The 26,650-nt window shown below is 36.3% G+C and carries 26 protein-coding genes; 19 read left to right on the top strand and 7 right to left on the bottom strand.

Features of this window, described 5'->3' with window-relative positions:
* Window positions 1-201: 201 nt before the first annotated feature.
* Both dnaN and dnaA read right to left on the bottom strand, forming a co-directional pair.
* The gene (gene dnaN / locus BKP57_RS10685; protein ID WP_050350583.1) at window positions 202-1,338 is read right to left on the bottom strand and encodes a DNA polymerase III subunit beta; all 1,137 of its coding nucleotides are present in this window, start codon (window positions 1,336-1,338) and stop codon (window positions 202-204) included.
* Between the two features lie 307 nt (window positions 1,339-1,645).
* Complete coding sequence (gene dnaA, locus BKP57_RS10680; protein WP_050350584.1) at window positions 1,646-2,986, bottom strand: chromosomal replication initiator protein DnaA; 1,341 nt, start codon at window positions 2,984-2,986, stop codon at window positions 1,646-1,648.
* Window positions 2,987-4,106: 1,120 nt separating this feature from the next.
* Between dnaA and rpmH the strand changes: the two genes are divergently transcribed.
* The 11 genes from rpmH (at window position 4,107) to BKP57_RS10625 (ending at window position 16,077) form a co-directional block, all read left to right on the top strand.
* A complete protein-coding gene (rpmH, locus tag BKP57_RS10675) occupies window positions 4,107-4,241 on the top strand; it encodes a 50S ribosomal protein L34 (RefSeq protein ID WP_050350585.1) in 135 nt (44 codons plus the stop codon).
* A 315-nt stretch (window positions 4,242-4,556) separates the two neighbouring features.
* Entirely contained in the window at window positions 4,557-4,901 is a 345-nt protein-coding gene (gene rnpA, locus BKP57_RS10670; RefSeq protein WP_050350586.1) for a ribonuclease P protein component, read from the top strand.
* A gap of 88 nt (window positions 4,902-4,989) precedes the next feature.
* Window positions 4,990-5,757, top strand: a complete 768-nt coding sequence (gene spoIIIJ / locus BKP57_RS10665; protein WP_072741516.1) for a YidC family membrane integrase SpoIIIJ — start codon at window positions 4,990-4,992, stop codon at window positions 5,755-5,757.
* The gene (jag, locus tag BKP57_RS10660) at window positions 5,754-6,368 is read left to right on the top strand and encodes an RNA-binding cell elongation regulator Jag/EloR (protein ID WP_050350588.1); all 615 of its coding nucleotides are present in this window, start codon (window positions 5,754-5,756) and stop codon (window positions 6,366-6,368) included. The genes spoIIIJ and jag overlap by 4 nt, the downstream gene beginning before the upstream one ends.
* Before the next feature lie 947 nt (window positions 6,369-7,315).
* On the top strand, window positions 7,316-8,692 hold the full coding sequence (mnmE, locus tag BKP57_RS10655; protein ID WP_050350589.1) for a tRNA uridine-5-carboxymethylaminomethyl(34) synthesis GTPase MnmE: 1,377 nt from the start codon (window positions 7,316-7,318) through the stop codon (window positions 8,690-8,692).
* Between the two features lie 30 nt (window positions 8,693-8,722).
* Window positions 8,723-10,609 carry a tRNA uridine-5-carboxymethylaminomethyl(34) synthesis enzyme MnmG gene (mnmG, locus tag BKP57_RS10650; RefSeq protein ID WP_072741515.1) on the top strand — a complete coding sequence of 629 codons (1,887 nt, stop codon included), beginning with the start codon at window positions 8,723-8,725 and terminating at the stop codon, window positions 10,607-10,609.
* 63 nt (window positions 10,610-10,672) lie between these two features.
* The gene (gene rsmG, locus BKP57_RS10645; protein WP_050350591.1) at window positions 10,673-11,389 is read left to right on the top strand and encodes a 16S rRNA (guanine(527)-N(7))-methyltransferase RsmG; all 717 of its coding nucleotides are present in this window, start codon (window positions 10,673-10,675) and stop codon (window positions 11,387-11,389) included.
* An 806-nt stretch (window positions 11,390-12,195) separates the two neighbouring features.
* Window positions 12,196-13,080 (top strand): nucleoid occlusion protein, encoded by an 885-nt coding sequence (gene noc, locus BKP57_RS10640; protein ID WP_072741514.1) that lies wholly within the window; start codon window positions 12,196-12,198, stop codon window positions 13,078-13,080.
* Between the two features lie 237 nt (window positions 13,081-13,317).
* Entirely contained in the window at window positions 13,318-14,091 is a 774-nt protein-coding gene (locus BKP57_RS10635; protein WP_050350593.1) for a ParA family protein, read from the top strand.
* Entirely contained in the window at window positions 14,072-14,908 is an 837-nt protein-coding gene (locus BKP57_RS10630) for a ParB/RepB/Spo0J family partition protein (RefSeq protein WP_050350594.1), read from the top strand. Before BKP57_RS10635 ends, BKP57_RS10630 begins: the two co-directional genes overlap by 20 nt.
* Before the next feature lie 461 nt (window positions 14,909-15,369).
* Window positions 15,370-16,077 (top strand): DUF554 domain-containing protein, encoded by a 708-nt coding sequence (locus BKP57_RS10625; RefSeq protein WP_050350595.1) that lies wholly within the window; start codon window positions 15,370-15,372, stop codon window positions 16,075-16,077.
* A gap of 700 nt (window positions 16,078-16,777) precedes the next feature.
* Here BKP57_RS10625 and yyaC read toward each other — a convergent pair.
* Entirely contained in the window at window positions 16,778-17,398 is a 621-nt protein-coding gene (gene yyaC / locus BKP57_RS10620) for a spore protease YyaC (RefSeq protein WP_072741513.1), read from the bottom strand.
* An 88-nt stretch (window positions 17,399-17,486) separates the two neighbouring features.
* Between yyaC and BKP57_RS10615 the strand changes: the two genes are divergently transcribed.
* From BKP57_RS10615 to rpsR, 7 genes are all read left to right on the top strand, one after another.
* On the top strand, window positions 17,487-18,512 hold the full coding sequence (locus BKP57_RS10615; protein ID WP_050350597.1) for a YkvI family membrane protein: 1,026 nt from the start codon (window positions 17,487-17,489) through the stop codon (window positions 18,510-18,512).
* Between the two features lie 27 nt (window positions 18,513-18,539).
* Window positions 18,540-19,559, top strand: coding sequence for a mechanosensitive ion channel family protein (locus tag BKP57_RS10610; protein ID WP_082240870.1), 1,020 nt, complete (start codon window positions 18,540-18,542; stop codon window positions 19,557-19,559).
* A gap of 183 nt (window positions 19,560-19,742) precedes the next feature.
* Window positions 19,743-19,940, top strand: coding sequence for a DUF951 domain-containing protein (locus BKP57_RS10605; RefSeq protein WP_050350598.1), 198 nt, complete (start codon window positions 19,743-19,745; stop codon window positions 19,938-19,940).
* A 243-nt stretch (window positions 19,941-20,183) separates the two neighbouring features.
* Window positions 20,184-21,284: a redox-regulated ATPase YchF gene (gene ychF, locus BKP57_RS10600; protein ID WP_072741512.1), complete on the top strand. Its 1,101-nt coding sequence runs from the start codon at window positions 20,184-20,186 to the stop codon at window positions 21,282-21,284.
* A 166-nt stretch (window positions 21,285-21,450) separates the two neighbouring features.
* The gene (gene rpsF / locus BKP57_RS10595) at window positions 21,451-21,741 is read left to right on the top strand and encodes a 30S ribosomal protein S6 (RefSeq protein ID WP_050350600.1); all 291 of its coding nucleotides are present in this window, start codon (window positions 21,451-21,453) and stop codon (window positions 21,739-21,741) included.
* A 15-nt stretch (window positions 21,742-21,756) separates the two neighbouring features.
* A complete protein-coding gene (ssb, locus tag BKP57_RS10590) occupies window positions 21,757-22,245 on the top strand; it encodes a single-stranded DNA-binding protein (RefSeq protein WP_050350601.1) in 489 nt (162 codons plus the stop codon).
* Window positions 22,246-22,262: 17 nt separating this feature from the next.
* Window positions 22,263-22,493: a 30S ribosomal protein S18 gene (gene rpsR, locus BKP57_RS10585; protein ID WP_050350602.1), complete on the top strand. Its 231-nt coding sequence runs from the start codon at window positions 22,263-22,265 to the stop codon at window positions 22,491-22,493.
* A gap of 22 nt (window positions 22,494-22,515) precedes the next feature.
* Here the strand turns inward: rpsR and BKP57_RS10580 are convergent, their stop codons facing one another.
* Together BKP57_RS10580 and BKP57_RS10575 are read right to left on the bottom strand one after the other, a co-directional pair.
* Window positions 22,516-23,163, bottom strand: a complete 648-nt coding sequence (locus BKP57_RS10580; protein ID WP_072741510.1) for an MFS transporter — start codon at window positions 23,161-23,163, stop codon at window positions 22,516-22,518.
* Window positions 23,147-23,440: an MFS transporter gene (locus tag BKP57_RS10575; protein WP_257786714.1), complete on the bottom strand. Its 294-nt coding sequence runs from the start codon at window positions 23,438-23,440 to the stop codon at window positions 23,147-23,149. The genes BKP57_RS10580 and BKP57_RS10575 overlap by 17 nt, the downstream gene beginning before the upstream one ends.
* A gap of 1,088 nt (window positions 23,441-24,528) precedes the next feature.
* Here BKP57_RS10575 and BKP57_RS10565 point away from each other — a divergent pair.
* Entirely contained in the window at window positions 24,529-24,750 is a 222-nt protein-coding gene (locus BKP57_RS10565) for a hypothetical protein (RefSeq protein ID WP_050350605.1), read from the top strand.
* 476 nt (window positions 24,751-25,226) lie between these two features.
* Here BKP57_RS10565 and modA read toward each other — a convergent pair whose 3' ends face one another.
* Window positions 25,227-26,015, bottom strand: coding sequence for a molybdate ABC transporter substrate-binding protein (modA, locus tag BKP57_RS10560; RefSeq protein WP_050350606.1), 789 nt, complete (start codon window positions 26,013-26,015; stop codon window positions 25,227-25,229).
* Between the two features lie 76 nt (window positions 26,016-26,091).
* On the bottom strand, window positions 26,092-26,577 hold the full coding sequence (locus BKP57_RS10555) for a DUF1189 family protein (protein ID WP_050350607.1): 486 nt from the start codon (window positions 26,575-26,577) through the stop codon (window positions 26,092-26,094).
* Between the last annotated feature and the right edge of the window lie 73 nt (window positions 26,578-26,650).

Genomic DNA, 26,650 nt, shown 5'->3' with positions numbered 1-26,650 from the left:
GGTTAACTGGCTGTAAAGACCACCACTTCAAGAATTATAAGTAAGGGATCAACAGCCAGTTAAAGCCCGATTCATTCAACTAACAATCAGTGGGGGATGAAGAAAACCCTCACTGATTGAAGTTTCACTTTATTGTTCGTTTTTTTAATCAGTTGTTCTAGTGATATAACAGCATTTTTTTCTAATGGAATGGATAGATATTTAATACGTCCGTACTGGTAAAATAAGCTGCAAAATGGAATCATCTTCTACAGGCTGGATAATAAATGGACGCATTGCACCAGTAAAGGCAATTTTTACTTCTTCATAATCGATTACTTTTAACGCATCAATCATATATTTTGAACTAAACGAAATTTTTAGATCCTCGCCTTCCATCGAGGACATAGTCACTTCTTCGGTTACATTTCCAATCTCCGGATGGTTACTCGTTATTTCCACCCGGTTATTTTCTTTTGTTGTTAAACGAACGACATTATTACGCTCCTCTTTTGCTAATAAAGAGGCCCGATCAATCGTATGCAATAAATCTTTTGTCCTCACATTTAAAACGGTTTTACTTTGGTCTGGAATTAAACGTGATGTTTCTGGGTAATTTCCATCCAGCAGTCTGGATAAAAATTGTAAATGCTTTGTCCGGAATAAAATTTGGTTACTCGTTACGCTGATTTGAATTTTTTCTTCGCTATCATCAATTATTTTGTTTAATTCATTTAGGCTTTTCCCTGGAACTACAACATTAGAGAATTCATTGGTCGTTTCTGTTACTGGAACTGTCCGTGAAGCTAATCGATGACTGTCCGTAGCAGAAAAAGTGAGCGTTTGGTCAGCTAATTTCATATTTACACCAGTTAAAATAGGTCTTGTTTCCATGCTTGATACAGCAAAAACAGTTTGCTTAATGAGGCTTTTTAAAAGATCAATCGGTATTTCGAAACTATCATCCGTTTGCAATTTAGGGAGTTGTGGGTATTCTTCAGCATCTTGTCCATTTAAGTTAAATTTTGCTTTGCCAGATTTAATCGTTACTTTTAAATTTTCATCTACTTCAATCTCAACCGTTTGTTCTGGTAGTTTACGAACAATATCTGGAAAATATTTGGACTGTAAAACGATACTTCCCTCTTCAATATGATCTACATGAACGATCCCATCTTCTTCTGCTGGAATATATGATTCTATGGAAATATCAGAGTCACTACCAGTAAGCGTGATACCATCCTTTCTTGCTTCCAATTTGATTCCCGTTAAAATAGGAACAACCGTACGAGATGAAATAGCTTTCATCACGTTTTGAACAGCTGTCATCAATTGATCTCGCTGAATAATAAATTTCATATACTTGATCCTCCTAATGGAAGTTTACTATGCATTTGTTAATAGATTTAATTTTTTTCTGCATCCATGCATATATTTAATTATTTTTAATAAAAACAGTAATAATAGTAATAAGGCTTGTTGATATGTGGATAACTACTAAATAAACAAACAGAGTGAGTTATTCACATGTGGATAACGTGTACATAAGCAAGCATTACTTGTCCACAGTGTGCACAAGCTAAATGAGACAACAAATAAAGGTATGCTTATTCTGCAGTTTGGAAATTTTGCATGAAAGCTACTTTGATCTAGGTAGTCGAATAATTTAAAGTGACTTTATTTGTTCTTTAATTTCTTCAATTTCTTTAGCTAATTGTGTATCGTTTTCCATCAGTTTTGATATTTTTTCGTGAGCATGGATAACCGTTGTATGATCTCTTCCTCCAAATTCTTCACCAATTTTAGGTAGGGATGCATCCGTCATTTCTCTTGATAGATACATCGCTATTTGCCGCGGAAAGGCAATGGATTTCGTCCGTTTTTTTGCTATGAAATCTTCTAATCGAACGTTGTATCTTTCGCCAACCGTTTCTTGGATACTGGCAATGGTAATGACTTTTGGTTTATTACTAGGAATAATATCTTTTAAAGCATCTGCAGCTAGGGAAGCATCAATATCTTGGTTAACGAGAGACGAATAGGCAACGATGCGGATTAAGGCACCTTCCAATTCCCGGATATTTGTATCAATTTGATTAGCAATGTACAGCATCACTTCGTTCGGAATGTCTAATCCTTCTGCTTTGGCTTTTTTTGTTAAAATGGCAATTCTGGTTTCTAAATCTGGTGGTGTAATATCTGTAATGAGTCCCCATTCAAATCTTGAGCGCAGTCGGTCTTCTAGTGTGGGAATTTCTTTAGGAGGACGGTCACTAGAGATAATGATTTGTTTGTTATCATCATGCAATGCATTAAATGTATGGAAAAATTCTTCCTGCGTTGATTCCTTTCCAGCAATAAACTGAATATCATCAATTAATAAAATATCGACATTGCGATATTTATTGCGAAAATTAACGGTTTTATTATCCATAATTGCGTTAATAAATTCATTGGTAAATTTTTCTGATGATAGATAGACAACTCTTGCGTCTGGATTATGGTCTTGGACATAATGCCCAATTGCATGCATCAAATGTGTTTTCCCTAATCCAACACCACCGTAGATAAATAATGGGTTATAAGCCTTTGCTGGTGCTTCAGCTACAGCTAAGGAGGCAGCATGAGCGAATCGATTTCCTGCACCAATAACAAACGTATCAAATGTATATTTGGCGTTTAACATTGATTTTGGATGTTCATTATGGGCATTTGTTTTGTTTTCCTTTGCTGTTGCATTAGCATCTGTTTCTGTACCAGTATTCGGAATGATAAACTTTGCTTCAATATCTGATCCAGTAATTTCTGTTAAAATCTCCGAAATAAGTCTAGTGTATTGATTTTCCAGCCAATCCCTCGCAAATTCATTTGGAGCTGAAACAATTAACGTATTTTTGTCTAAAGCTTCTGCCTTTGTGTTTTTTAACCATGTATCAAAGCTAGGCTTACTAATTTTTTCTTCTATTTTTTCAAGTGCTGCTATCCATATTTCTTGTATATTTTCCAAACAGGAGTTCACTCCTTTCTAATTAAAATGTGGTTCGTTCATTGATGAGGGATATACATATAGATTTTTAGTCCTGCCATTAGTCTAATTGAATAGTAGAGATTACTGATGTCATCGTACACATGACAGAAAAAGCCTCTCTCAATCTATAAGTGCATGTTCAAAAAAAGCAGAAAAAAGGAAAGTGCAGTCCATTGTCAGTTCTTATGGAGGGTATACCAATCTCCGCGCAACTGAATAATGAAGTACAATCATAGTTCCTTTTAACACGCTTTAGAACAAATCTCTAATAAGATGGAAAGGCATATCAAAATCCAATATAGCAATCTGCGAGCATGTGGATAATTGCGAACAGTAAACAATAGGATAAAGTGCATTTATAAACGATATCCACACACTTGTTGATAACCTTATGAACGATGCTGTTTATAAGTATCCACATCTTATCCACAATCTGTGAATAAGTGTGATTTCTATTTTTTATTTTCACAGGTTAAACACAAATATAATACCAGAAAAAAGTAAGAAGTGCAATGGCTTTTCGACACTTATCCACAAAGTCCATAGCTTGTAGACAATTTTTATCCACACCACTATATTTTGTGAATGATTTGTCGATAATTGTTGTGGATAGAAAAAAATAAAAGAAAAATCACTAACAAGGGGTGTGGATATCTTTCTTCTTGTGCGTGTCCTATAAATAATAAAACTCTGTAAAGATGAGAATCCCCAAAAACAGTAGATATTCGTGAAGACTCTCGAAAATGAAATACATATTTTCTCCTTGCGATGTTTCGTTAATTTAGCCTTTGTTGTCAGTGGGAGAACAGGGAGCGGTAAATCCGATAGAAGCAGTTTCTTGCTTGCGAGAAAGCTAAGGTCTTGCTTCGAAAAACGAGTGTATATCCACTCCAAGAGGTTGAGAAGTGATCATTCTAAACTTACTTTTCTTAAATTAGCTTTAATAGCGAGAAATTGTAGTAGCTACGTAAATATTTAGCACATACGATTTTTAAGAACAAGTTGACAGATACACTTATTTTTACGTATAATTACAAAGACTGTCTGATGACGGCTTAAGAAATGGAAAGAATTCATCCCTTAGGGAGGTGCAAGATAAATGAAAAGAACGTTTCAACCAAATAATCGTAAACGTAAAAAAGTACATGGCTTCCGTACACGCATGAGCACAAAAAATGGACGTAAAGTAATTGCTCGTCGTCGTCGTAAGGGTAGAAAAGTCTTGTCAGCATAGGCCACTGAAAATCAGTGGTCTTTTTTCCATGTAACAGGAAAAAATTTTATACAATGAAGTCTATTTGTTTGATGAGAGAGATATGTATGTTTGAAGAATAACAATGCAGTGTGGAAATTTACTGTTACCGAAAGCTTGGTGCTAGCCAAGTTTTCTTTAACAATAAAGAAAATCCGTTTACATTTAATTTTTGAACAGCCTATGGAAAAGCATACTTTTGTGTAAGATAATAATATTGGAAAAGATTGCGCCTTACATATATGAGTTAGCTGTAGTCAAGCAGATGAAGTGTTTATTGTAGTAAAGGTGATCACGTTGAGGAAAGAATTTCGAATTAAAAAAAATAATGATTTTCAATATGCGTTTAAAGCGGGGAAATCCTTTGCAAACCGGCAGCTCGTCATCTATTATGTGAAGAGAGAGGGGCAGACGCATTTTCGGATCGGGCTTTCCGTTGGTAAAAAAATTGGCAATGCGGTGACCAGAAATCGCATTAAGCGATATTTACGACAAGCTTTTTTTGAATTACAACATGACATTGCTTTTCCGTATGATATCGTCATTATTGCCAGACAACCAGCGAAGCAAATGACTTATTTGGAAATAAAAAAAAGTTTAACACATTTATTATATAAGGAACAATTGTTAAAAAATCAATAAAATTGATATAGAATCTTCCTTTTATTTAAGTTAAAATAACGGTAGGTAAGAGAAGAACTTGTCTTGTATGGAGTTAGGAGGAAATGTGTTGCGTAAAAAGTTTTGGTTGCTAGTAGGTCTTATAGGTTTACTGGCAATTTTATCTGGTTGTACAGAAGTAAATGAACCAATTACGAAGGAAAGTGAGGGAATTTGGAATTCTTACTTCGTTTATCCAATTTCTTGGCTTATCACCTATTTTGCTGAATTATTTAATAACAATTATGGATTGGCGATTGTGGTTGTAACGATCATGGTTCGTTTACTATTGTTACCGTTAAATGTGAAGCAGCTAAAAAGTTCTAAGGCGATGCAAGATATTCAGCCTAAGCTAAAGGAACTACAGCAGAAATATAGTTCTAAGGATGCGAATACTCAGCAAAAATTACAACAAGAAACGATGGCATTATTTCAAAAGCATGGTGTTAATCCACTTGCAGGTTGTTTGCCCATTTTCATACAAATGCCGATTTTAATCGGCATGTACCATGCTATTATGCGAACAGAATCGATTAAAACAGGAAGCTTCTTATGGTTTGAATTAGGTTCACCTGATCCCTATTATATTTTACCGCTGATTGCCGGAGGGGCAACATTTCTACAGCAAAAGCTTATGATGGCAGGAAGTCCGGCAGCACAAAATCCACAGATGATGGTAATGTTATATGTGATGCCGATTATGATTACGGTCTTTGCTATTTTCTTCCCAGCTGCATTAGCGTTATACTGGGTAGTAGGTAATATCTTTATGGTTGCTCAGACGTTATTTATCCGTAAGCCGATGATGGCTGCAAATAATGGAGGAGACAAAAAGTGAGAGAAATAACTGCTAGTGGACAAACAGTTGATGAAGCGGTCCAGGCAGCATTAGAGCAGTTAAAAACAACCAGGGACCACGTTGAAGTTAATGTCATTGATGAAGGAAAAAAAGGATTGTTTGGTGTATTTGGTACCAAACGTGCTTACGTTAAAGTAAGAATCGTGGAAAACCAAATTGAAAAAACAGAAAAATATTTGAAGCAAATCATGAAACAGATGAACGTTTCCGCAACGGTTCGTACAACTGTCGTAGACAATCATGTAACATATGAAGTGACTGGTGATGATATTGCTGTATTAATCGGAAAACGAGGTCAGACGTTAAATGCATTGCAATATTTATTGCATTTAGCGATGAATAAAAGTGGCACTGAATTTTATACAGTTACTTTAGATGCGGAAGGATATCGCAGTCGTCGCAAAGAAACGTTGGAAGCATTGGCAAAAAAAATGGCTGATAAAGCAGTTCGTTTAAATAGAAAAGTGGCTTTAGAGCCAATGCCTGCTTTTGAGAGAAAAATCATTCATAATGTATTGCAAGAAAATGAAGCAATAACCACGTATTCCGATGGTCATGAACCACATCGGCATATCGTTATACAACCATAATATAACATTCGTAAATCCTATCTAGTGTACAACATGCTAGGTAGGATTTTTTATCCCGTATATAAGGTGCTGTAAGATTCCCGCTTCAGGAGTTGGATAATCTGTACTATAACAAGTCTAAGTGAGCTAAATACCTATTCGTTCAGAGGCCTTTAGGTCATACCATACGGTACTAACCATCAGTGGGGGATTAATGAACTCCCGCTGTATAGGAACCTATAAAATGAGGTGCTTGTGGATAATGAAATAACCGACTAGCATCGTCCGGCTTCATCGCTCAGCAACGATGCGACTTTAGAAATGCGCCCTACGATAAGGCCTCATCGGTTCGTCTCTAAGAGGAAGACCGACTAAAAACAGGCTTGCCGCCCAGACGTCGGCATACCCCTGTTTTAGTGGCATGACTCCTTTACCCCGGATATAAGGTGCTGTAGACTCCCACTTTAAGAATGGTGAGCTGAAAGTCGAAGCGGGAGGTAACAGCACCTAAATCCCCGATTCGTTCAACTAACAATCAGCAGGGATGAGGAAAACCCCGCTGATTGAAGGTTCACTTTATCTTTAGTTGATTCGTTCCATTCGCTACGTTGCTAAACGGGTGCTCTGCGCCTTTGTTCAAGGTGTTAGGTCATACCCAACGCAGTACTAATCCGGAAAAAAAATCCTCTTTAACTCTATCTAATTGAAATTTTCCCGTTATCACAAACACTTTGAATAAGAATTTTTAGATGAAAATAAATTCTATACGTATTTGGTTGCCCCGTTAATATGTTGCTGTGGAAAAGTCGTATTGATATACGATATCCACATGTGAATAACTATTAAATGAATGGGAAAGAAAAATAGGTTGTGGATAACTTTATTTTGTGATATTCTGTTAAGTTAGTGACGATAAAAAAACGCACTTAAAATAGATATCATATTAACAGGTTGGAGGTGATTCGTAAATGGAAACAGATACAATTACTGCTATCTCTACACCGATTGGTGAGGGGGCAATCGCAATTGTTCGATTAAGCGGTCCTGAGGCTATTTCCATCACAGCTAATGTTTTTAAAGGGAAAAATTTATTTGATGTGCCTTCACATACGATTCATTATGGAAAAATTATCGATCCCGAGACAAATGAAATTGCTGAAGAAGTAATGGTTTCTGTCATGCGCGCACCGAAAACATTTACACGTGAAGATGTTGTTGAAATTAATTGTCATGGTGGAATGGTCGCTGTCAACCGTGTGCTGGAAATCATTTTAAGTAAAGGAGCTCGGTTGGCTGAACCAGGTGAATTTACGAAACGTGCTTTTCTGCATGGGAGAATTGATTTATCACAAGCAGAAGCAGTGATGGATTTAATTCGCGCTAAAACAGACAAAGCGATGTCAGTTGCATTAAAGCAGATGGATGGGCGATTATCCGCACTCATTCGACGTTTACGTCAGGATTTACTGGAAACAGTGGCACATGTTGAGGTAAACATTGATTACCCAGAATACGATGATGTCGAAGAAATGTCACATGATATGATGCGTACGAAGACGAAAGAAGTGCATCAGGAAATTGTGGAGCTGCTGCAAGTGGCGAAGCAAGGGAAAATTTTACGAGAAGGTCTGGCTACAGCTATTATTGGCAGGCCAAATGTTGGCAAATCGTCGCTTATGAATACGCTTGTCCAAGAAAATAAAGCAATTGTTACAGAAATTCCCGGAACGACTCGCGATATTATTGAGGAGTATGTTAGTGTAAGAGGTGTTCCGTTACGCTTAGTTGATACAGCTGGTATTCGTGAGACGGAGGATATTGTTGAAAAAATTGGTGTAGAGCGTTCCCGCCAAGTGTTAAAAGAGTCGGATTTAATCTTATTTGTGCTTAATTATAATGAGGCATTATCAGACGAAGATGATAAGCTATTTCAAGCAATTCAAGACTTGGATTATATTGTTATTATTAATAAAACGGATTTAGAACAGAAACTGAATCTAGCTCGCGTTGAAGAGCTGGCTGCGGGAAAGCCAATTGTTACTACCTCCTTAATTAAAGAAGAAGGTGTTCATGAACTAGAAGAAGCCATTGCGAAAATCTTTTTCGCTGGAGATATCGATACAGGTGATCTCACTTATGTGTCGAATGTCCGGCATATCCAATTACTCAAACAGGCAAAACAAGCGTTAGAAGATGCAATGGAGGGCTTAGAACTTGGGTTGCCATTAGATATCGTGCAAATAGATGTGACCAGAACGTGGGAATTATTAGGTGAAATCATCGGGGATACAGCAAGTGACAGCCTCATTGATCAGCTATTCTCACAATTTTGTTTAGGAAAATAATTTACTCTAATATTAGAAAGGATGAGACCAATGACTTATGATGCAGGACATTATGATGTAGTCGTGGTCGGTGCAGGACATGCAGGTGTGGAGGCTGGACTTGCAGCTGCAAAAATGGGAGCAAAAACATTAATGCTCACGTTAAATTTGGATATGATTGCGTTTATGCCATGCAATCCTTCTATTGGCGGACCTGCCAAAGGGATTGTCGTGCGTGAAATTGATGCTCTAGGTGGTGTCATGGGTAAAGTAATTGATAAAACGCATATTCAAATGCGCTTATTGAATACAGGAAAAGGACCTGCAGTGCAAGCTCTTCGTGCGCAAGCAGATAAACCTTTATATATTAAAGAAATGAAAAAGATCATTGAAAATGAGAAGAACATTACGTTGCGCCAAGGAATGGTGGATCGGTTAATTATTGAAGACGGTGTTTGTAAAGGGGTTATTACGGAAACAAATGCTGCGTACAGTGCAGAAACAGTCATTATAACAACTGGAACGTTCATGCGCGGAAAAGTCCTTATGGGTGACTTGGAATATGAAAGTGGACCAAATAATCAACGACCAACGATTAAATTATCCGAAAACTTGGAGGAACTGGGATTTGAAATCACTCGATTTAAAACAGGTACACCTCCACGAGTAAATAGTCATACGATCGATTATTCAAAAACGGAAATACAACCAGGCGATGAGACTCCGCGCAGCTTTTCGTACGAAACAACAGAATATATTACGGATCAAATCCCATGCTGGTTAACGTATACGAATGAATTTACCCATCAAATCATAAATGAAAATCTGTCTCTTTCCGCTATGTATTCAGGAATGAAAAGGGGAACAGGTCCTAGATACTGTCCGTCCATTGAGGATAAAATTGTTCGCTTTAATGATAAGCCCCGTCACCAAATTTTCCTAGAACCAGAAGGAAGAGATACGGAAGAAGTGTATGTACAAGGATTGTCTACTTCTCTACCTGAATCCATTCAGCATAGCATAGTAAGAAGTGTGGAAGGATTGGAAAATGCAGAAATTATGCGAGCAGGCTATGCCATTGAATATGATGCGATCGTACCGACACAGCTATGGCCAACATTGGAAACAAAGAAAATACCTGGATTATTTACAGCAGGGCAAATTAATGGCACATCAGGCTATGAGGAGGCTGCTGCACAAGGAATTATGGCTGGTATTAACGCGGCTGCAAAGGTGCTTGGTAAAGACCCAGTTATTCTAGACCGCTCACAAGCTTATATAGGCGTGCTGATTGATGATTTGGTGACAAAAGGGACCAATGAGCCGTATCGATTGTTAACGTCACGTGCAGAGTATCGTTTGTTGCTTAGACATGATAATGCAGACTTACGCATGACCGAATTGGGATATAAGCTTGGTTTAATATCGGAAGAGCGCTATGCTGCATTTACAGAGAAATACCGTTTAGTAGAAGAAGAGAAGAAAAGGCTGCAAAAATTAGTGATTAAGCCTTCAACGGAAGTAAATGCATGTTTAGAAACAGCAGGCGCTTCACCAATGAAAGAGGCGGTCAAAGCGTATGATCTATTAAAACGTCCAGAGCTTTCATATGATCTATTAGCACCTATTATTGATGCTGATCCATCGCTTCCACATGAAGTTACCGAGCAAGTTGGTATTCAAATTAAATATGAAGGATATATTAAAAAAGCGAATGATCAAGTAGCACGCATGTTGAAGATGGAAGAAAAGAAAATACCGGAAGATATTGATTATGATGCGATTAGTGGCATTGCTACTGAAGCAAAAGAAAAGCTGAAAACAGTTCGTCCGCTATCCGTTGGTCAAGCTTCACGTATTTCAGGTGTAAACCCAGCTGATATTTCGATCTTAGTTGTTTATATTGAACAGGGAAATATATCTCGGTTAGCGAATTAAAATGATAACAAGCAGATTTAGTTTGTAGCTAAGTCTGCTTGTATCTACATAAGGAGTATGAACATGAACCCGGAACAGTTTTTTCAAGCTATGCAAGAAAAAGGAATTCAATTAAACGTGCATCAAAAAGAACAATTTTCCATATATTTCACCACATTAATTGAATGGAACGAAAAAATTAACTTAACTGGATTAACTGCTGAAGACGATGTTTATTTAAAGCATTTTTATGATTCACTCAGTGCAGCTTTTTACTTTGATTTTACGAAGGTTCAATCCGTCTGTGATGTTGGAGCTGGTGCAGGTTTTCCAAGTATCCCACTGAAAATTTGCTATCCGCACTTGCAAGTAACCATTGTGGATTCATTAAAAAAGCGAATTGGTTTTTTGAATCAATTATCAGTGGCCTTATCTTTAGAAAATGTTGCTTTTTATCATGACCGTGCGGAGAACATGGGTAAAAATGCATCTTTTCGCGAGTCTTTTGATTTGGTTACTGCTAGAGCGGTTGCCCGTATGTCTGTATTAAGCGAACTTTGTTTACCACTTACAAAAAAACAGGGAACTTTTTTGGCAATGAAAGGTGCAAAAGCAGGGGAGGAGATAGAGTTAGCTAAACCTGCGATTGAAGTGCTTGGTGGAGAGTTAAAACAAATGCATACGTTTACGTTGCCTCATGAGGATAGTGAGCGTTCCATTATTGAAATTTATAAAGCCCGAAAAACGCCTAAAAAGTATCCAAGAAAAGCAGGGCTACCGAATAAGGAACCAATGGAGTAGCTTAGACATGTAATGGCACTTTTATTTAGTTAATAGACAAGAAATAGGCATATTCTTTCTGCAAAAAATATGATAAAATGAAGACAACGTATGCCTCGACGGAATACTATTTGAACATTACGCTAGCAGTTTGCTGCTGCGTTTTTTCTTATATAGTAGAAATATGGCTTTGGATACAGATCCTTTTGATAGACGTGAATTCTAAGTGGAAGATAAAAGCAATGATGCTATTTTTCTTTAAAAATCATTATATATGAATTCTTGATTTGGTTGACGCATTGTTGCACGTTCTGTTATGTTGAAGCGCCATATAATTTGTATGCAGTAAAAAACTTAGATTTTAGCTCCTTCTAAATAAATGAAAGAATGGATGCGCAAATATAAAAATAATTAGTTACCCGTTTATCCCGTATATAAGGTGCTGTTAGACCCCCACCTTAGGAGTTGGATAATCTTGCAACAAAGTCTGAGGGAGATAACAGCACCTAAATGCCCGATTCGTTCATCTAATCAGTGGGTTATGAATGAACTCCCCACTGATTGAAGATTCACTTTATTTATAATATATAAAGACGATCAAAAGGAATAGTGAAATGAATTATTTGAATGAATACCCACTATGAATTTTGCTTACCCAATAACAGGCATCGTTCATCACCTCATACGGGTAAATCATTATTGATTTATATGAGCCTTTCCTATGCTATAATATTCATAGTTATTCCATATAAAATGTTCCACGTGAAACATTTTATATTTTATACATAGATAAGATTATAAAAGTATATTAGAGGTGGTGTGGGATTATGGTGAAGCCCTTTAACCGTTTTTTTGGAATAGGCGATAAGTCTGAACAGGAAGTTGATTCTGGTTCAGAAATTGATATTCATTCCAATGAAGTAATACAGATCCCTGTTAAAAATATAGAACCTAATCGATATCAGCCCAGGTCCATTTTTAGTGAAGAGAAAATAAAGGAACTTGCTCAAACAATTCAAACCCATGGAATGATACAGCCTATCATTGTTCGTCGTTTAGAAGAAACGGAGCAAGAGGAGCAAAAGTATGAGATTATCGCTGGAGAACGGAGATGGCGTGCAGTTGATTCATTAGGCTGGGAAAATATTTCAGCGATTGTTAAAGAGATGACCGATACAGAAACAGCTTCGGTAGCACTGATTGAGAACTTGCAGCGTGAAGAATTAACTGTTATCGAAGAAGCAACGGCGTATGCACAATTGCTTGAACTTCATTCCTTAACGCAAGAAGCTCTGGCACAACGATTAGGGAAAAACCAATCAACCATAGCGAATAAGCTTCGTTTGCTAAAGTTACCTCAGGCTGTTCAGGAAGCGTTGTTAGGAAAGTATATTACAGAAAGACATGCGCGTGCACTCATTAAATTAAATGATGAAGAGCAACAAGTAAAGCTATTACAGGAGATCATTGAAAACGAATTAAATGTAAAGCAAACAGAAGATAAGATTGCTAAAATAAGTGAAAAACAACAAAAAAAACCAAAAAAGAAGACAGTAAAACGAAAGGGATTTAATAAAGATATTCGGATTGCTATGAATACGATACGCCAATCATTAAATATGGTTTCTGATACGGGAGTAAAAGTAGAGTCTGATGAGCAGGATCTAGAAGATTACTACCAAATTACAATTAAAATTCCAAAAAAGAAATAATTTATTGCTCTTATAAGCTTTTTAAATTTGTTTGAAAGAAGTGTACAAGTAAAATTAGGTTGTTAGGTTCCCGTGTCTGTATACCCATCTTCGTATTGAAAGATGGGTATTTTACTCGATAATAAATGAATTAACGTAAATGGCAAATTACGAATTGCTAACAAAAATGAAATAAATCCACCATTTTGAAGAAAAAATGATAGAATAGATAGTATATCGTTTTAGGTAGGTGTCAACATGGGAAAAGTAATGTCCGTCGCAAACCAAAAAGGTGGCGTAGGAAAAACAACTTCATCGGTTAATTTGAGTGCTTGTTTAGCACATTTAGGTAATAAAGTTCTTCTTGTAGATGTTGATCCACAAGGGAATGCAACAAGCGGAACAGGGGTTAATAAAGCAGATGTCAAACATTGTATTTACAATGTTCTTGTAGAAGACCTACCTGCTGAAGAAGTTTGTATTCCAACAACTATCGACAACTTAGATATTATACCTGCTACTATACAATTAGCCGGAGCAGAAATTGAACTGGTGCCAACGATTTCCAGAGAAATACGACTTAAAAAAGCGTTGGAAAACCTTAAATCGATCTATGATTATATTATTATTGATTGCCCGCCATCGTTGGGATTATTAACGCTAAATGCATTGACAGCTTCAGATACAGTAATTATTCCAGTTCAATGTGAGTATTATGCGTTAGAAGGGTTAAGCCAATTATTGAATACAATCAGACTTGTTCAAAAGCACCTTAACAAAACACTCATGATTGAAGGGGTGTTATTAACAATGCTAGATGCTCGAACCAATCTTGGGATCCAAGTTATAGAAGAAGTAAAGAAATACTTTCAAGACAAAGTCTATCAAACTATTATTCCAAGAAATGTAAGATTGGGCGAAGCTCCAAGTCATGGTTTGCCGATAATTTCGTATGATGCCAAATCAAAGGGCGCTGAAGTATATCTTGAGTTAGCGAAGGAAGTGATGGCCAATGGCGAAAGGGTTAGGTAAAGGAATTAACGCTTTTTTTCCAGAGGTTGAAGAAAGTCAAGATGATATGATTGAAGAGATTGCAATTGCTGAATGTCGACCAAATCCATACCAACCACGAAAGACATTTCATGCAGATGCGATTGAAGAGTTAAAAGAATCAATTTTAGAATACGGCATTATCCAGCCTTTGATTGTTCGGAAAAGCATTAAAGGTTATGAAATTGTCGTAGGAGAAAGAAGATACCGTGCTGCTAAAGAGGCAGGGTTAGAAAAGATCCCAGTTATTATTAAGGATTTATCTGATAACAAAATGATGGAACTGGCACTATTGGAGAACTTACAACGCGAAGATCTAACTCCAATAGAAGAGGCACACGCTTATGCCAACTTAATGAATGAACTAAAAATTACCCAGGAAGAATTATCAAAACGCTTAGGAAAAAGCCGATCACATATTGCTAATATGGTGCGATTACTTTCTTTGCCAGACTCTGTCATTGCTTATATTAATAATGGAGAGCTTTCAATGGGACATGGTCGTGCAATATTGGGACTTAAGGATAAAACAAAGTTGCAACCATTAATAAAGAAAATCAGGAAAGAGAAATTAAACGTAAGACAGGTAGAAAAGCTGATCGTTCAACTCAATGAAAAACCAGTAAAGAAAAAAGAAAAACCTCAAAAAGATATCTTTCTTCAAGAAAGAGAAACCTTCCTTAGAGAAAGATTTGGTACTGCTGTGACCATTCAACGTGGGAAGCGAAAAGGTAAAATAGAAATTGAGTTTTATAATGATAATGATTTACAGCGTATCATTGATACATTAGAAAATTAAAAGTCAAATAGCTAACAATCAAAAGAATATTAGATAGAATAAATGGATGTACAGGAAACCAAGTCATGTCTTTTCATTTCACTTTTGTTTTACTATCCAATTGTGAACGATCCCTTAAAAATTAAATATGTAATACAACAGGGGAGGGCTGACAATAGTGTCAGTCTTTCATTTTACATAGACTAAAAACATAATTAAGTTTTCATGTTTGTAAAAATTATAAGAAAATGTTCCACGTGAAACATTTATCCCGCATATAAAGTGCTGTAAGACTCCGATGTCAGGAGATGGATAATCTATACTGCAACAAGTCTAAGTGGGAGATAACAGCATCTAAATGCCCTATTTCGTAAGAGGCGTTTAGGTCATACCATTACGGTACTAACAATCATTGGGTGGATGAATGAACCCTCCATTGAATGAAGATTCACTTTATAGAAAGTATGTAGGGGGCGGAGAAAATAGCGCTATACGGTACACTTATCAACGTAGCCTTAATTGTAATTGGAAGCTTCCTTGGGTTAGTATTCACTAAAATTCCCGAAAGATATAAAGAAACAGTCATGCAAGGAATTGGACTAGCTGTAATGCTAATTGGTTTACAAATGGCATTTGTAATGGAGCATATTATTATTGGATTACTAAGTCTATTAACAGGTGCTATAGTAGGGGAATGGCTTCAGTTAGAAAGTGGTTTGGATCGACTAGGAAAATGGGTCGGCAATAAGCTGGGTTCTGAAGAAAACGACAGTCGTGTGTCACAAGGATTTGTTACAGCTTCCTTAATCTTTGTCATCGGAGCAATGTCTATCATTGGGGCATTAGATAGTGGGTTGCGAGGGGATCATGAGGTTTTAATAACAAAAGGAATACTAGATGGGTTTGTCGCTTTAGTATTGACAACAACACTTGGTTTGGGTGTTATTTTATCCGTTTTTCCTGTACTTTTATATCAAGGCTCCATTGCCCTACTTGCTACACAAATTGAAGGGGTCCTACCCGAGAGTACTTTAAACGGTTTCATTACTGAATTAACAGGAGTAGGTGGTTTACTTATTGTAGCAATCGGGCTGAATTTGTTAAATATCACTTCTATAAGAATAGGTAATCTATTACCGGCTATTATAATGGTAGGTGTCATTTACTATGTATACCAATTATTTTTGTAACAAGAAGCAACGTCGTCTCAATCAATAAGACAATGAGTTGAATAGGAATTAACGAAATTGTTTGGGATACCTAAGGAAACTCAGGCATAGAAAAATACAGTCCTCTCTTATTCATATACACATGAGAGCGACTGTTTTTTATTATTAGGTGCTTGTGGATAACGAAATAACCGACTAGTCACGTCCGGATTCATCGCCCAGCAACGATGCGACTTTAGAAATGCGACCTACGATAAGTCATCATCGGTTCGTTACTCACCGTGATTCCTTTATCTCCGTTGATTCGTTCCATTTGCTACGTTGCTAAACGGGCGCTTGCGCCTTTGTTCCACTATAGGAAAGTATAAGATTTTTTTGGTTTATAGTATAAGAAAAACAAAGGCTTCCGCCATAAGACTTGGCGACAAGCCAAGTTTTTCTAATTAAACTGATACTTTATGGGTAAATGAGACTAGGATGAAATACGAAAACATCCAACGAGGAGTGAACTACATTCCATCCTGATTTTTTACTGCCAAGATGATGTAACATAGATAAGAAAAAATCGCAAGTAACTAACATTGCACATATTTAAGGAGGATATTCAATTATGTCTTAAGTTCTTATCTACTAGCCTTTTCAAAAACACTCCAAAATAGGCCTCTTTTATTTCATCCACTTAATAGGATAAACAAAGAGTTAAATGAATATCCTAAGTATTCTACATCAAATTGGATTGAATATGTTTGGTAATTACAGCAGCAGGCATTCTTTTTCTGTATGTTAAACGTTGATCGACAGCGTCTAAAAGATTGGCAATCGATTTTGCCATCGCCATTACTATTTGTAATCTGGTATTTTGTAAAACGGAATATTCCATAAATCCACTCACATTAACAACCCCAGTTAGGTGAACATCCCCTATAGCAGGGAGGGCTTTGTTTAATGCTGCACCTGGTTTTATAGCTCCTGTACCAGCAATAACTTTTCCTACAGAATGCTGCTTTCCTAAACAGGCGTCAATAGCGATAATAAATGGATGGCGATAGGTTGCTTCAATTTGATGGATGTATTCGGTCAAATTGACAGCATGAACAGGGTTATCCAGTGTACCATAAACAGACATATGCCTTGGTTTTTTTTCTGAAAGTAAACTCCCTGCTAGCGGTCCTAAAGCATCCCCTGTAGAACGATCTGTCCCAATTGAGACAACTATATACTCGTGGGGAGATTGAGGCAACAATGATAGAAAATTTTCCAGCATAACAGTATGAAAATTAGGGTCTGTATGGAGCATACGATAATCACTGCTTCTATCAGTTATTTTGTTTTTTAAATTCATAGCTTTTCCTCCAAAGACATATTGGTATAGTATACGGGTATTTTTCAAAATCTATACATGAATGAATAAAAATAATGGAGGAAATGAGATGATAAGAGCGGGAATGCAATGGATGTTTTTAATTATCGGCACAACGATAGGGGCAGGCTATGCTTCTGGAAGGGAGTTATGGCAATTTTTTGGTCATGAAAGTGGACTAGCCATCGTTCTATTTACTTGTTTTTTTACCATTTGTTGTATAGGTATTATGAATATTAGCTACGCTCGAAAATCTACCCACTATTTACCAGTACTGCGGGATATTGTTGGGGTAAAATTAACAAAAGTGTACGATGTGATGATATTTATTTATCTGTTCACAACAACTGTTATTATGATTGCTGGGAGTGGGGCAACATCTCAAGCGTTTAATTACCCTTATTCGTGGGGTATAAGTATAATAATTATTGCGCTTATTTTGCTGTTTTTAAAAGGAGTGAATGGTCTACTTTCTATCAATCAATTTATCTTACCGTTGTTATTAACAGGACTTATATTTGTTCTCTTATGGTTCACGATCGATCAAGAATTGGATCTTTTTTCTCATTGGCATGAACAACGAAATTGGATGGCGGCCTTTCCATTTACAGCATTAAATATCCTTCCTCTAATTGCCGTCTTAGGGGCGATTGGACATAAAGTAAAGACGAAACAGGAAATATGGATTGCTTCAATTGGAAGCGGGCTTACTCTAGGAGTCATCACGTTTATTTATAACAACAGTTTAATTCAGATTGCTGATGAAATACTAGTTTATGAGATTCCTTTATTTGCTATTATGAAGCATTATCCGTTGCAAATGCTCGTTTTTATGAGTGTGTTATTATGGTTTGCCATTTTTACAACAGCTGCTTCAGGAATCCTTGGAATCGTTACACGTATACAAGATTATGTAAAGCAGCCATTATGGTTGATTGTTTGCATTACCTTGGTTACAATGATTCCATTAACAGCTTTCGGTTTTTCAACGCTGATTCAATACTTATATCCGATCTATGGTATATTAAATTTATACGTATTAACTCGACTATTATTTCTTCCTTTTTGGGATAAATTGGAAAATACAAAAACATAGAGTCTATTTAGGTATGGGAGGATTAGGATGGAGCTTTCGCAAAGTACAGTAGAAGAAAATGTAGAAAAAGAAGTAGATAAATTCAATAAATTAATGAATGATGCTTGGGAGTATGTAACAGGAGCAGATTTATGGTTTACAATTGGTAAAGGTATCTTGCAAATCATTCTTATTCTCGTTTTATCTTACCTTGTAGTTCGCATCTCTCGTAAGGTTGTTGATCGATTGTTTAAAAAGCGGGACAAAGGGCCGATTCGTATAACCGAGCGTCGTGAGAATACATTAAAGAAATTAATCAAAAGCGTCGTCGCTTATGTCGTGTATTTCATTGCGCTAATTATGATTTTGGATGGCGTATTTAGTTTAGAAGTAGGCGCATTAATAGCTGGTGCTGGTGTTGCAGGTTTAGCAATTGGTTTTGGTGCCCAAAATTTAGTACGAGATATTATTTCTGGTTTCTTCATTATTTTTGAAGATCAATTTTCAGTAGGGGATTATGTTGGCGTAGCTGGCATTGAAGGAACCGTAGAAGAGATAGGACTAAGAACAACGAAAGTATTAAGTTGGACAGGCGAAATGCATATTTTACCAAATGGAAATGTTACACAAGTCATCAATTATTCTGTTCATAATGGGTTAGCTATTGTTGATATTAACGTTCCTTATGAGAACAGTGTCGATGATGCGGAACGTTTAATTAATGAAGTAGCAGTTACACTTCCTGATAAATATGAATTTATAGTTGGTACCCCAGAAATTATCGGAGTGCAAAATTTGGAGGCTTCCTACTTTGTTATCCGTGTTATTGCAGAAACATTGCCTGGATTTCAATGGGCTGCGGAGAGAAATATTCGCCGAGATATGCAAGATCACCTATATCGGTCAGGAATTGAAATTCCTTCTCCAAGGATTGTTATGTATTCTCGTGAACAAAAAGAAAGCTTACTGGATTACAGTCAAAAGCAGCGATTTGAGGAAAATCAGGACAAGCGACAAGGATACCCGGATGTTGAATCGCATGGCGAGCAGTCTCCAGAAAATGATTAAACAAGCTGGGTTACATGCTCTTTAAAAAAGACGCGATGTAAGGAGGCTTTCTATCCGTTGTATGCAACAACCGCTGAAAGCCTCTACTCTGTATAAGAATATAAGCAGTAAAGTGGAAGCTGAAGTCAACTATTGTATGGAATAGCTTTTTAGAATCATTAATAAATGAAGGAGAAAAGGGCAATGGAAGGAAAACAATTTGCACTACATGACGTCGTACAAATGAAAAAGCCGCACCCTTGTGGAGAAAATCGTTGGCGGATTATTCGAATGGGAATGGATATACGTATCAAGTGCTTAGGCTGTGATCATAGTGTGATGATTCCACGTAAACAGTTTGAAAAAAAAATGAAAAAAGTGCTTGAACAGGCAGAAGACTAAGGAAATTACAGAGGAAAAAAGAAAATTTTTCTTGCTTAAGAAAATAGCGATTTCGTTAGTAAAATGGTATAATTGCAAATAGAGAAAAAGAAAAGTGCAAATATAATAGGGTAAAGAGTGAAAGTAGACAGTTTATTCTGTCTACTTTTGCTTTTTGTTAGCTTGTCATTTTGATGGCTTGTATCTATAATGAAAAGGACAAACGCGTTCATATGAATGGAGTCTTTAAGGAGTGAAATTTGCATGTCTTTAACAGCAGGAATTGTCGGGCTTCCGAACGTTGGCAAGTCAACGTTATTTAATGCGATTACCCAAGCTGGAGCTGAAGCAGCAAACTACCCGTTTGCTACGATAGACCCTAATGTTGGAATCGTAGAAGTACCGGACAAACGCTTAAATAAATTAACAGAATTAGTAAAACCGAAAAAGACAGTACCGACTACATTTGAGTTTACGGATATTGCTGGTATTGTGAAAGGCGCAAGTAAAGGGGAGGGATTAGGTAATCAATTTCTGTCTCATATTCGCCAAGTAGATGCTATTTGTCAGGTTGTCCGTTGTTTTCAAGATGAAAATATAACCCATGTGTCGGGAAAAGTAGATCCAGTTGAAGATATGGATATCATTAATTTGGAATTGATTCTGGCAGATTTGGAAACGGTAAACAAACGTTTGCAACGTGTAGAAAAATTAGCGAAGCAAAAAGAAAAATCAGCGGTCGCTGAATTTGATGTGCTTTGTAAATTAAAAACAGGCTTGGAAGAGGAACTGCCAGTACGAGCATTGGAATTTAATGAGGAGCAGTGGAAGCTAGTAAAAGGTTTGCATTTGCTTACAAGTAAGCCAACGCTTTATGTGGCAAATGTAAGTGAAGATGAAGTTGCGGATGCCGATGCCAATGAGAACGTCCAGAAAGTGAAAGCATATGCAGCTAAGGAAAATGCAGAAGTAATTGTAGTCTGTGCGAAAATAGAAGAAGAGATCTCTGAATTAGATCCAGAAGAAAAGACGATGTTTTTGGACGATTTAGGGATTACAGAGTCTGGATTGGACAAGCTGATTAAAGCTTCTTATCATTTATTAGGTTTGGCTACGTACTTTACAGCAGGGGAACAAGAAGTTCGTGCTTGGACATTTCGTAAGGGAATTAAAGCACCACAAGCAGCAGGGATTATTCATACGGATTTTGAGCGTGGATTTATTCGTGCAGAAACGGTTTCCTATGACGATTTAGTAGCAGCTGGATCCATGGTGAAGGCGAGGGAAAATGGAAAAGTACGATTAGAAGGAAAAGAGTATATCGTACAGGATGGCGATGTGATTCATTTCCGCTTTAATGTTTAATGTATACGTAAATAGGATCTCTCGAAAGACTTGTCATTTGTTAAATGATTTGGTATAATACACTATCGTGAGTAATTAAATTATAGAATTACTCCTTGCTCTCATGACGACAGAATATTTTCGTCGAATAGTCGAGGGCCGCTAAGTCCAAAAGGAGGTGCTACGGATGAGAAAATACGAAATCATGTACATCATCCGCCCAGACATGGAAGAAGAAGCGCAAACAGCTTTAATTGAGCGTTTCAATGGAATTCTTACTGACAATGGTGCGGAAATTGAAAAAGTTGATGAAAAAGGTAAGAAGCGTCTTGCTTATGAAATCAATGACTATCGTGATGGATATTATGTAATCATTAACTTCAAGAGTGATGATCAGGCTATCAATGAGTTTGACCGTCTTGCGAAGTTTTCCGATGATATTATTCGTCATATTATCGTTCGAGAAGATGATCAATAATAAGGAGTGGTTCGGATGTTAAATCGTGTCGTACTTGTCGGCAGGTTAACGAAGGATCCTGATTTACGTTATACCCCAAGTGGAGTAGCCGTAGCTAATTTTACGCTTGCGGTTAACCGTCCATTTTCTAATCAGCAGGGAAACCGAGAAGCGGATTTTATTAACTGTGTCGTTTGGCGTAGAGCAGCGGAGAACCTTGCGAATTATATGAATAAAGGCAGTATGGTTGGTGTGGACGGACGTGTGCAAACACGCCGATTTGAAGGTCAAGACGGAAAAACCGTATTTGTCACGGAAGTGGTGGCAGAAAGTGTTCAATTTTTGGAAACAAAAGGTTCTTCTCAAGGCGGGGGGCAAGGTGCATCAGGATTTCAACCAAATAGAAACCAAAGCCAATTCGAACCACAATCTAATCCATATGAACAAAACCAAAATAACCAGGACAATCCATTCCAAAATAATGGAGAGCCTATTGAAATATCAGATGATGATTTACCATTTTAATTAAAGGAGGTCATATGATGGCAGCTCGTCGCGGTCGTGCAAAGCGTCGTAAGGTGTGTTATTTTACAGCGAACGGAATTACACACATTGACTATAAAGATGTTGATTTGCTAAGACGTTTCATTTCTGAGCGTGGAAAAATTCTTCCTCGTCGTGTAACTGGAACCTCTGCAAAATATCAACGTAAACTAACTAAAGCAATTAAACGTGCTCGTACAATGGCATTATTGCCATATGTTGCTGAGTAATAAAAAAGCCATCATCAGCTTTCTATAAGCTGATGATGGCTTTTCTACAATATTTAAAGTCAATAATATTTTGAGCTGGCGTTCGGTTAAACCTATTATTCAACACTCCTACGGTGGGCGATAACATTATGATACTACCATTTAAAGCAATCGCGATCTGAATATTAATATGATCGATTAACAATCCAAAGATATAATAACCTAATGGTAGAAATAAAAGACCACCAAATATTTGTAGACTTGTAACACGACCTAGATATTCTTCTTCAATCAATTCCTGAACGGTGCTATCCCATATGATGACAAATGATGTGATGGAAAATCCTATGCAGAACATGATGATTAAGGATATAAGAAAAAGATTAGAAAATGATAAACACAATACTAACCGTCCAACACTAAACATAAATATATAATATTTTTTAAAGCTCTTAGAAACTTGTGATTGTCTACTGATTATCCATGCCCCTAAAAAAGCCCCTAAAGCCATACTACTCAACAGCCAACCAAAACTTTCAATTCCTTTAAAATATTCGTTTGCATAAATTGGGAGGATGATCACGTCAAATGAAGCAATACCTATATTAACAATAGATGCAATCAGGATACTTAACCCTAACCATATATGATTAAATAAAACTTGGAATCCCTCTTTAAATTGTTGAACCATGTTTTTTTTGGTATCTATTTTTGTCTATAAAGATAAACGCAAATGCAAAGGCAGCAAGTAAAAATGATAAACCATTTATTTCAAATGTGATAAATATGCCGAAAGTTGCAACTAAATAAGCTGCTAAGATCGGACCTACCATTTCCATAATTTGTTGTGCCATTGATCTGTAGGAATTGGCTTTAATTAGATACTTTTTATTTACAATATTAGGGAATATGGCTTTTAGTGTTGGACGATATAAAGTGTTTAACACTCCTAAAAAAAGTAAGCATATAAATATGCCAAATCAAGATATTGTCACTCCAGATTAGGTAAGTAATGAGTATAAGCGCAGCTCCTCACATAATATTAATAATTAAAATCAGAGATTTCTTAGGAAGTAGATCTACTAATATTCCCCCAAAAAGCAGAATGAGTAGCTGAAGTATAATAAACATACTTTGAGTACCACTGATGTCACTTGTTGACCATCTAAGTATATTACTAAATAAGGTAACGAAGTTGTAAATAATGCAATTCCAATAAATGAAACGATTTGACCACTAAATAACATCATAAAATTTTTGTTGCTCCACATATCAATCCCTCCTATTTAAGATCTTAATACATATATCCAGATATATATAATTATATAACTAAAAGTTCTGAATTTATTAAATATATATATAATACTAACTTGAAGTAATTGCGTTTAGATTTTAAGGTGAGATTAAAAGAGGGAGGTGTTTTAATTAAACCATAATAGTTCCTATAATTTAGATGATCACTCTGTAATATGGAAAAGTGTTAATCTAACTAAGCAGGGGATGATATAAATGCAAAATGCGAAGCTGGATTTATCAAAGGGAAAAGTTGAAGTATTTGCAACCAATCTACAAACACCTTCGCATATAGAATGAACAAAAGATGGCAAATTATTAGTATCTGAAACGAGTGCTGGAAGAGTAAGTGATGTTACCAAGGGTGGAAAAATCCCAGAGGATAACACTATTTTTGAAGGCTTAAAAGGTCCTTCAAGTATTGCTCCTTTAGAAGATGGAAGAATTTATGTTTGTGAAACATTTGCGCACAAAGTAACGAATATAGGGATAAGCAATAATGAAAAGTTGAATTTTAAAAAGTTTAACCGTCCTTACAGTATAGTTATAAAAGAAGGTAATTTAGAAGTAGTTGTAAGAGAATCAAACTTTTGAAATAGAGTAGTTAAAATTGATATGGAAACCGGGGAGGAAATAGCGAAAATAACACATATTCTAGCTTTGCCATTACCTGATTAGAAGGTTTACTACAAAGGATCAATTTAATGACAACGTTAAAGAGAATTGATCCCTGTATTCTGCATGTTCTGGTTGGAAAACAGATTTGCTAGATAAGGAGGGCATATTCACTCCTTCTAGCAGCTCTGTTATAGGGACCATCGTTTATGATCCAGATATAACAACTCCATTCTTAGATCTAGTTGATATGATAGAGCCAATTGCTACTGGATTTGACTTAATGGGTGGGATAATTCAAAACAAAAAAACCTTATGTTATATGTTACTCAACCAGAAAAGGAACTGTAATGGAGATCAATCCATTTGAGAGTAAAGATTACTCCCCTAATTTTACAAGGATTAAATTCCCCTACTTGTATTAGGTTTAGCCCAGATTATAAAGAAGCTTATGTTTGTAGTTCATTCACAGGTTCTATTTGGAGATTTTATGATTTTGATTGATACTCGTTTTCAAAAATAGCCTATGTCCATATTTTTATATAGCAGAGGCTATTTTTTATGGCACATTGTAATATTAAGTGCAATAGCTAAAATGGTGGCTAAAATAAAACAAGCCCATAACAGTGTTGTGTAAAATGTAAGTAAGAGCCCATCGACACATATACAGAGATACTGTTATAGCTACAATTTGAAAAAGAACATAGAAAGGGTTTTAATCACCCACCCCAACATTTGACATAGGAACCGCTTGAATAAACTTGAAAAAACAACGTAGTGATGCAGAGTCGTTTTATTCCATATAATTAATGAATGTAAGTAAATAACGTCGATTAGAAGTATAGACTATTCCACAAATCCATACTCTTTAAAAGTTTTCGCAGCCTGTTTGGATGATAGAAAATCCGTTAATACTTTTGCATCATGATGATTCGTACTATATGAAGTAATCCCTGTTTCATAAATAATGGGTGGATGAAGCGTTTTGTCTATCTCATGGACAATGTTCACTTGTTCATTTTCATAGGCGTCAGAGGCATAGACAACGCCAAGTGCTCGTTTATGTTCGTTTACATGATTGATGATATCCGCTATATCTTTGACATCGATCGTTTTATTTTTTAGTTTATCCCATAGATTTATTTCGCTTGATTGAAAAGCTTTTTGAGCATAATCACCAGCTGTAACATTCACTGGGTCGCCTAAAACCAGTTTTTCAAAAGATTTCTGTTGTAGATCTTTCAAATTTGATAGTTGTAGTTTGTTTGTCGGATGCGAAATCAGAACAAGTCGATTATGGGCAAAGCTTTCTTGTGACTTTTTAACGATTAACCCCTCTTTTTCTAGTGTATCGGTCCACTCTTTATTTGCAGATAAGAACAGGTCAACAGGCGCACCTTGTTGAATATTACCTGCTAGTTGTCCAGAGCTTGCAAATATGATATCCACCGATATTGTAGGTTGCTGTTCTTCAAAACGAGAAATTAGTTCTGGCAGGACATCTGTTAAGCTAGAATCAGCTGCTACGAGTATTTTATTTTGTTCAGCAGGCTTTTCGAATAGTTGTTCTTCATCAGACATAGAGCACCCTGATAATAAAACTATGCTGATGCAAAAGGTAAAAATATGCTTCATGTAAGTCCTCCTAGTGCTATTATTCATCCTTATTTCGTAACTACTCTAATTAACTCTCCTGCGCTTTGTTTGTGCTTTATTTTTTACGGCGCTTTGGATACACAGAAATAATGAAAAAAAGAAACAGCAATGAATAAGCACAGAACAGAAATAAAAAACGGTCTTGGATGGAAAAAAAGAGTCCGATAAGTGCATACAACAGAAAAGGTATCGTTGTTGTAAAAACAGTCATTTTCCATAGAATAGCGAATTTTAATTTTCGATCCATTAATTTTGCCAGAAGTGTTCCAATACCTGCAATAATAGATAGCAGTGCAAATACCATGATGGATAAAGGCAAATAATGAAAGATAAAATAGTAAATAATCTTAAAGAAGAGGTTTAATTGTTCAGCCACTCCATCACCAGCCAGTACATACTGCACAAAGGAAGGAATGGATACAAGTAAATTGAGAAACAACATGTAGATGATCGCGATATCCATCCCAATACGATTAAGCTGGAATATTGCGTTCTTTTTAGGCAATTTGATACTATGAGCAAATGCATGAAAAAATACCATTACCGTCATCCTTATCTTTATTTCTAAATCTATTATAGTAGAAATAAAGAATAATTGCCTTGTTAGCGGATTG

Source organism: Virgibacillus sp. 6R, assembly GCF_001895305.1.
GTDB lineage: Bacteria > Bacillota > Bacilli > Bacillales > Amphibacillaceae > Virgibacillus > Virgibacillus pantothenticus.
Note: the sequence above shows the minus strand (reverse complement) of the source record. Positions and strands in the feature narration are given on the sequence as shown.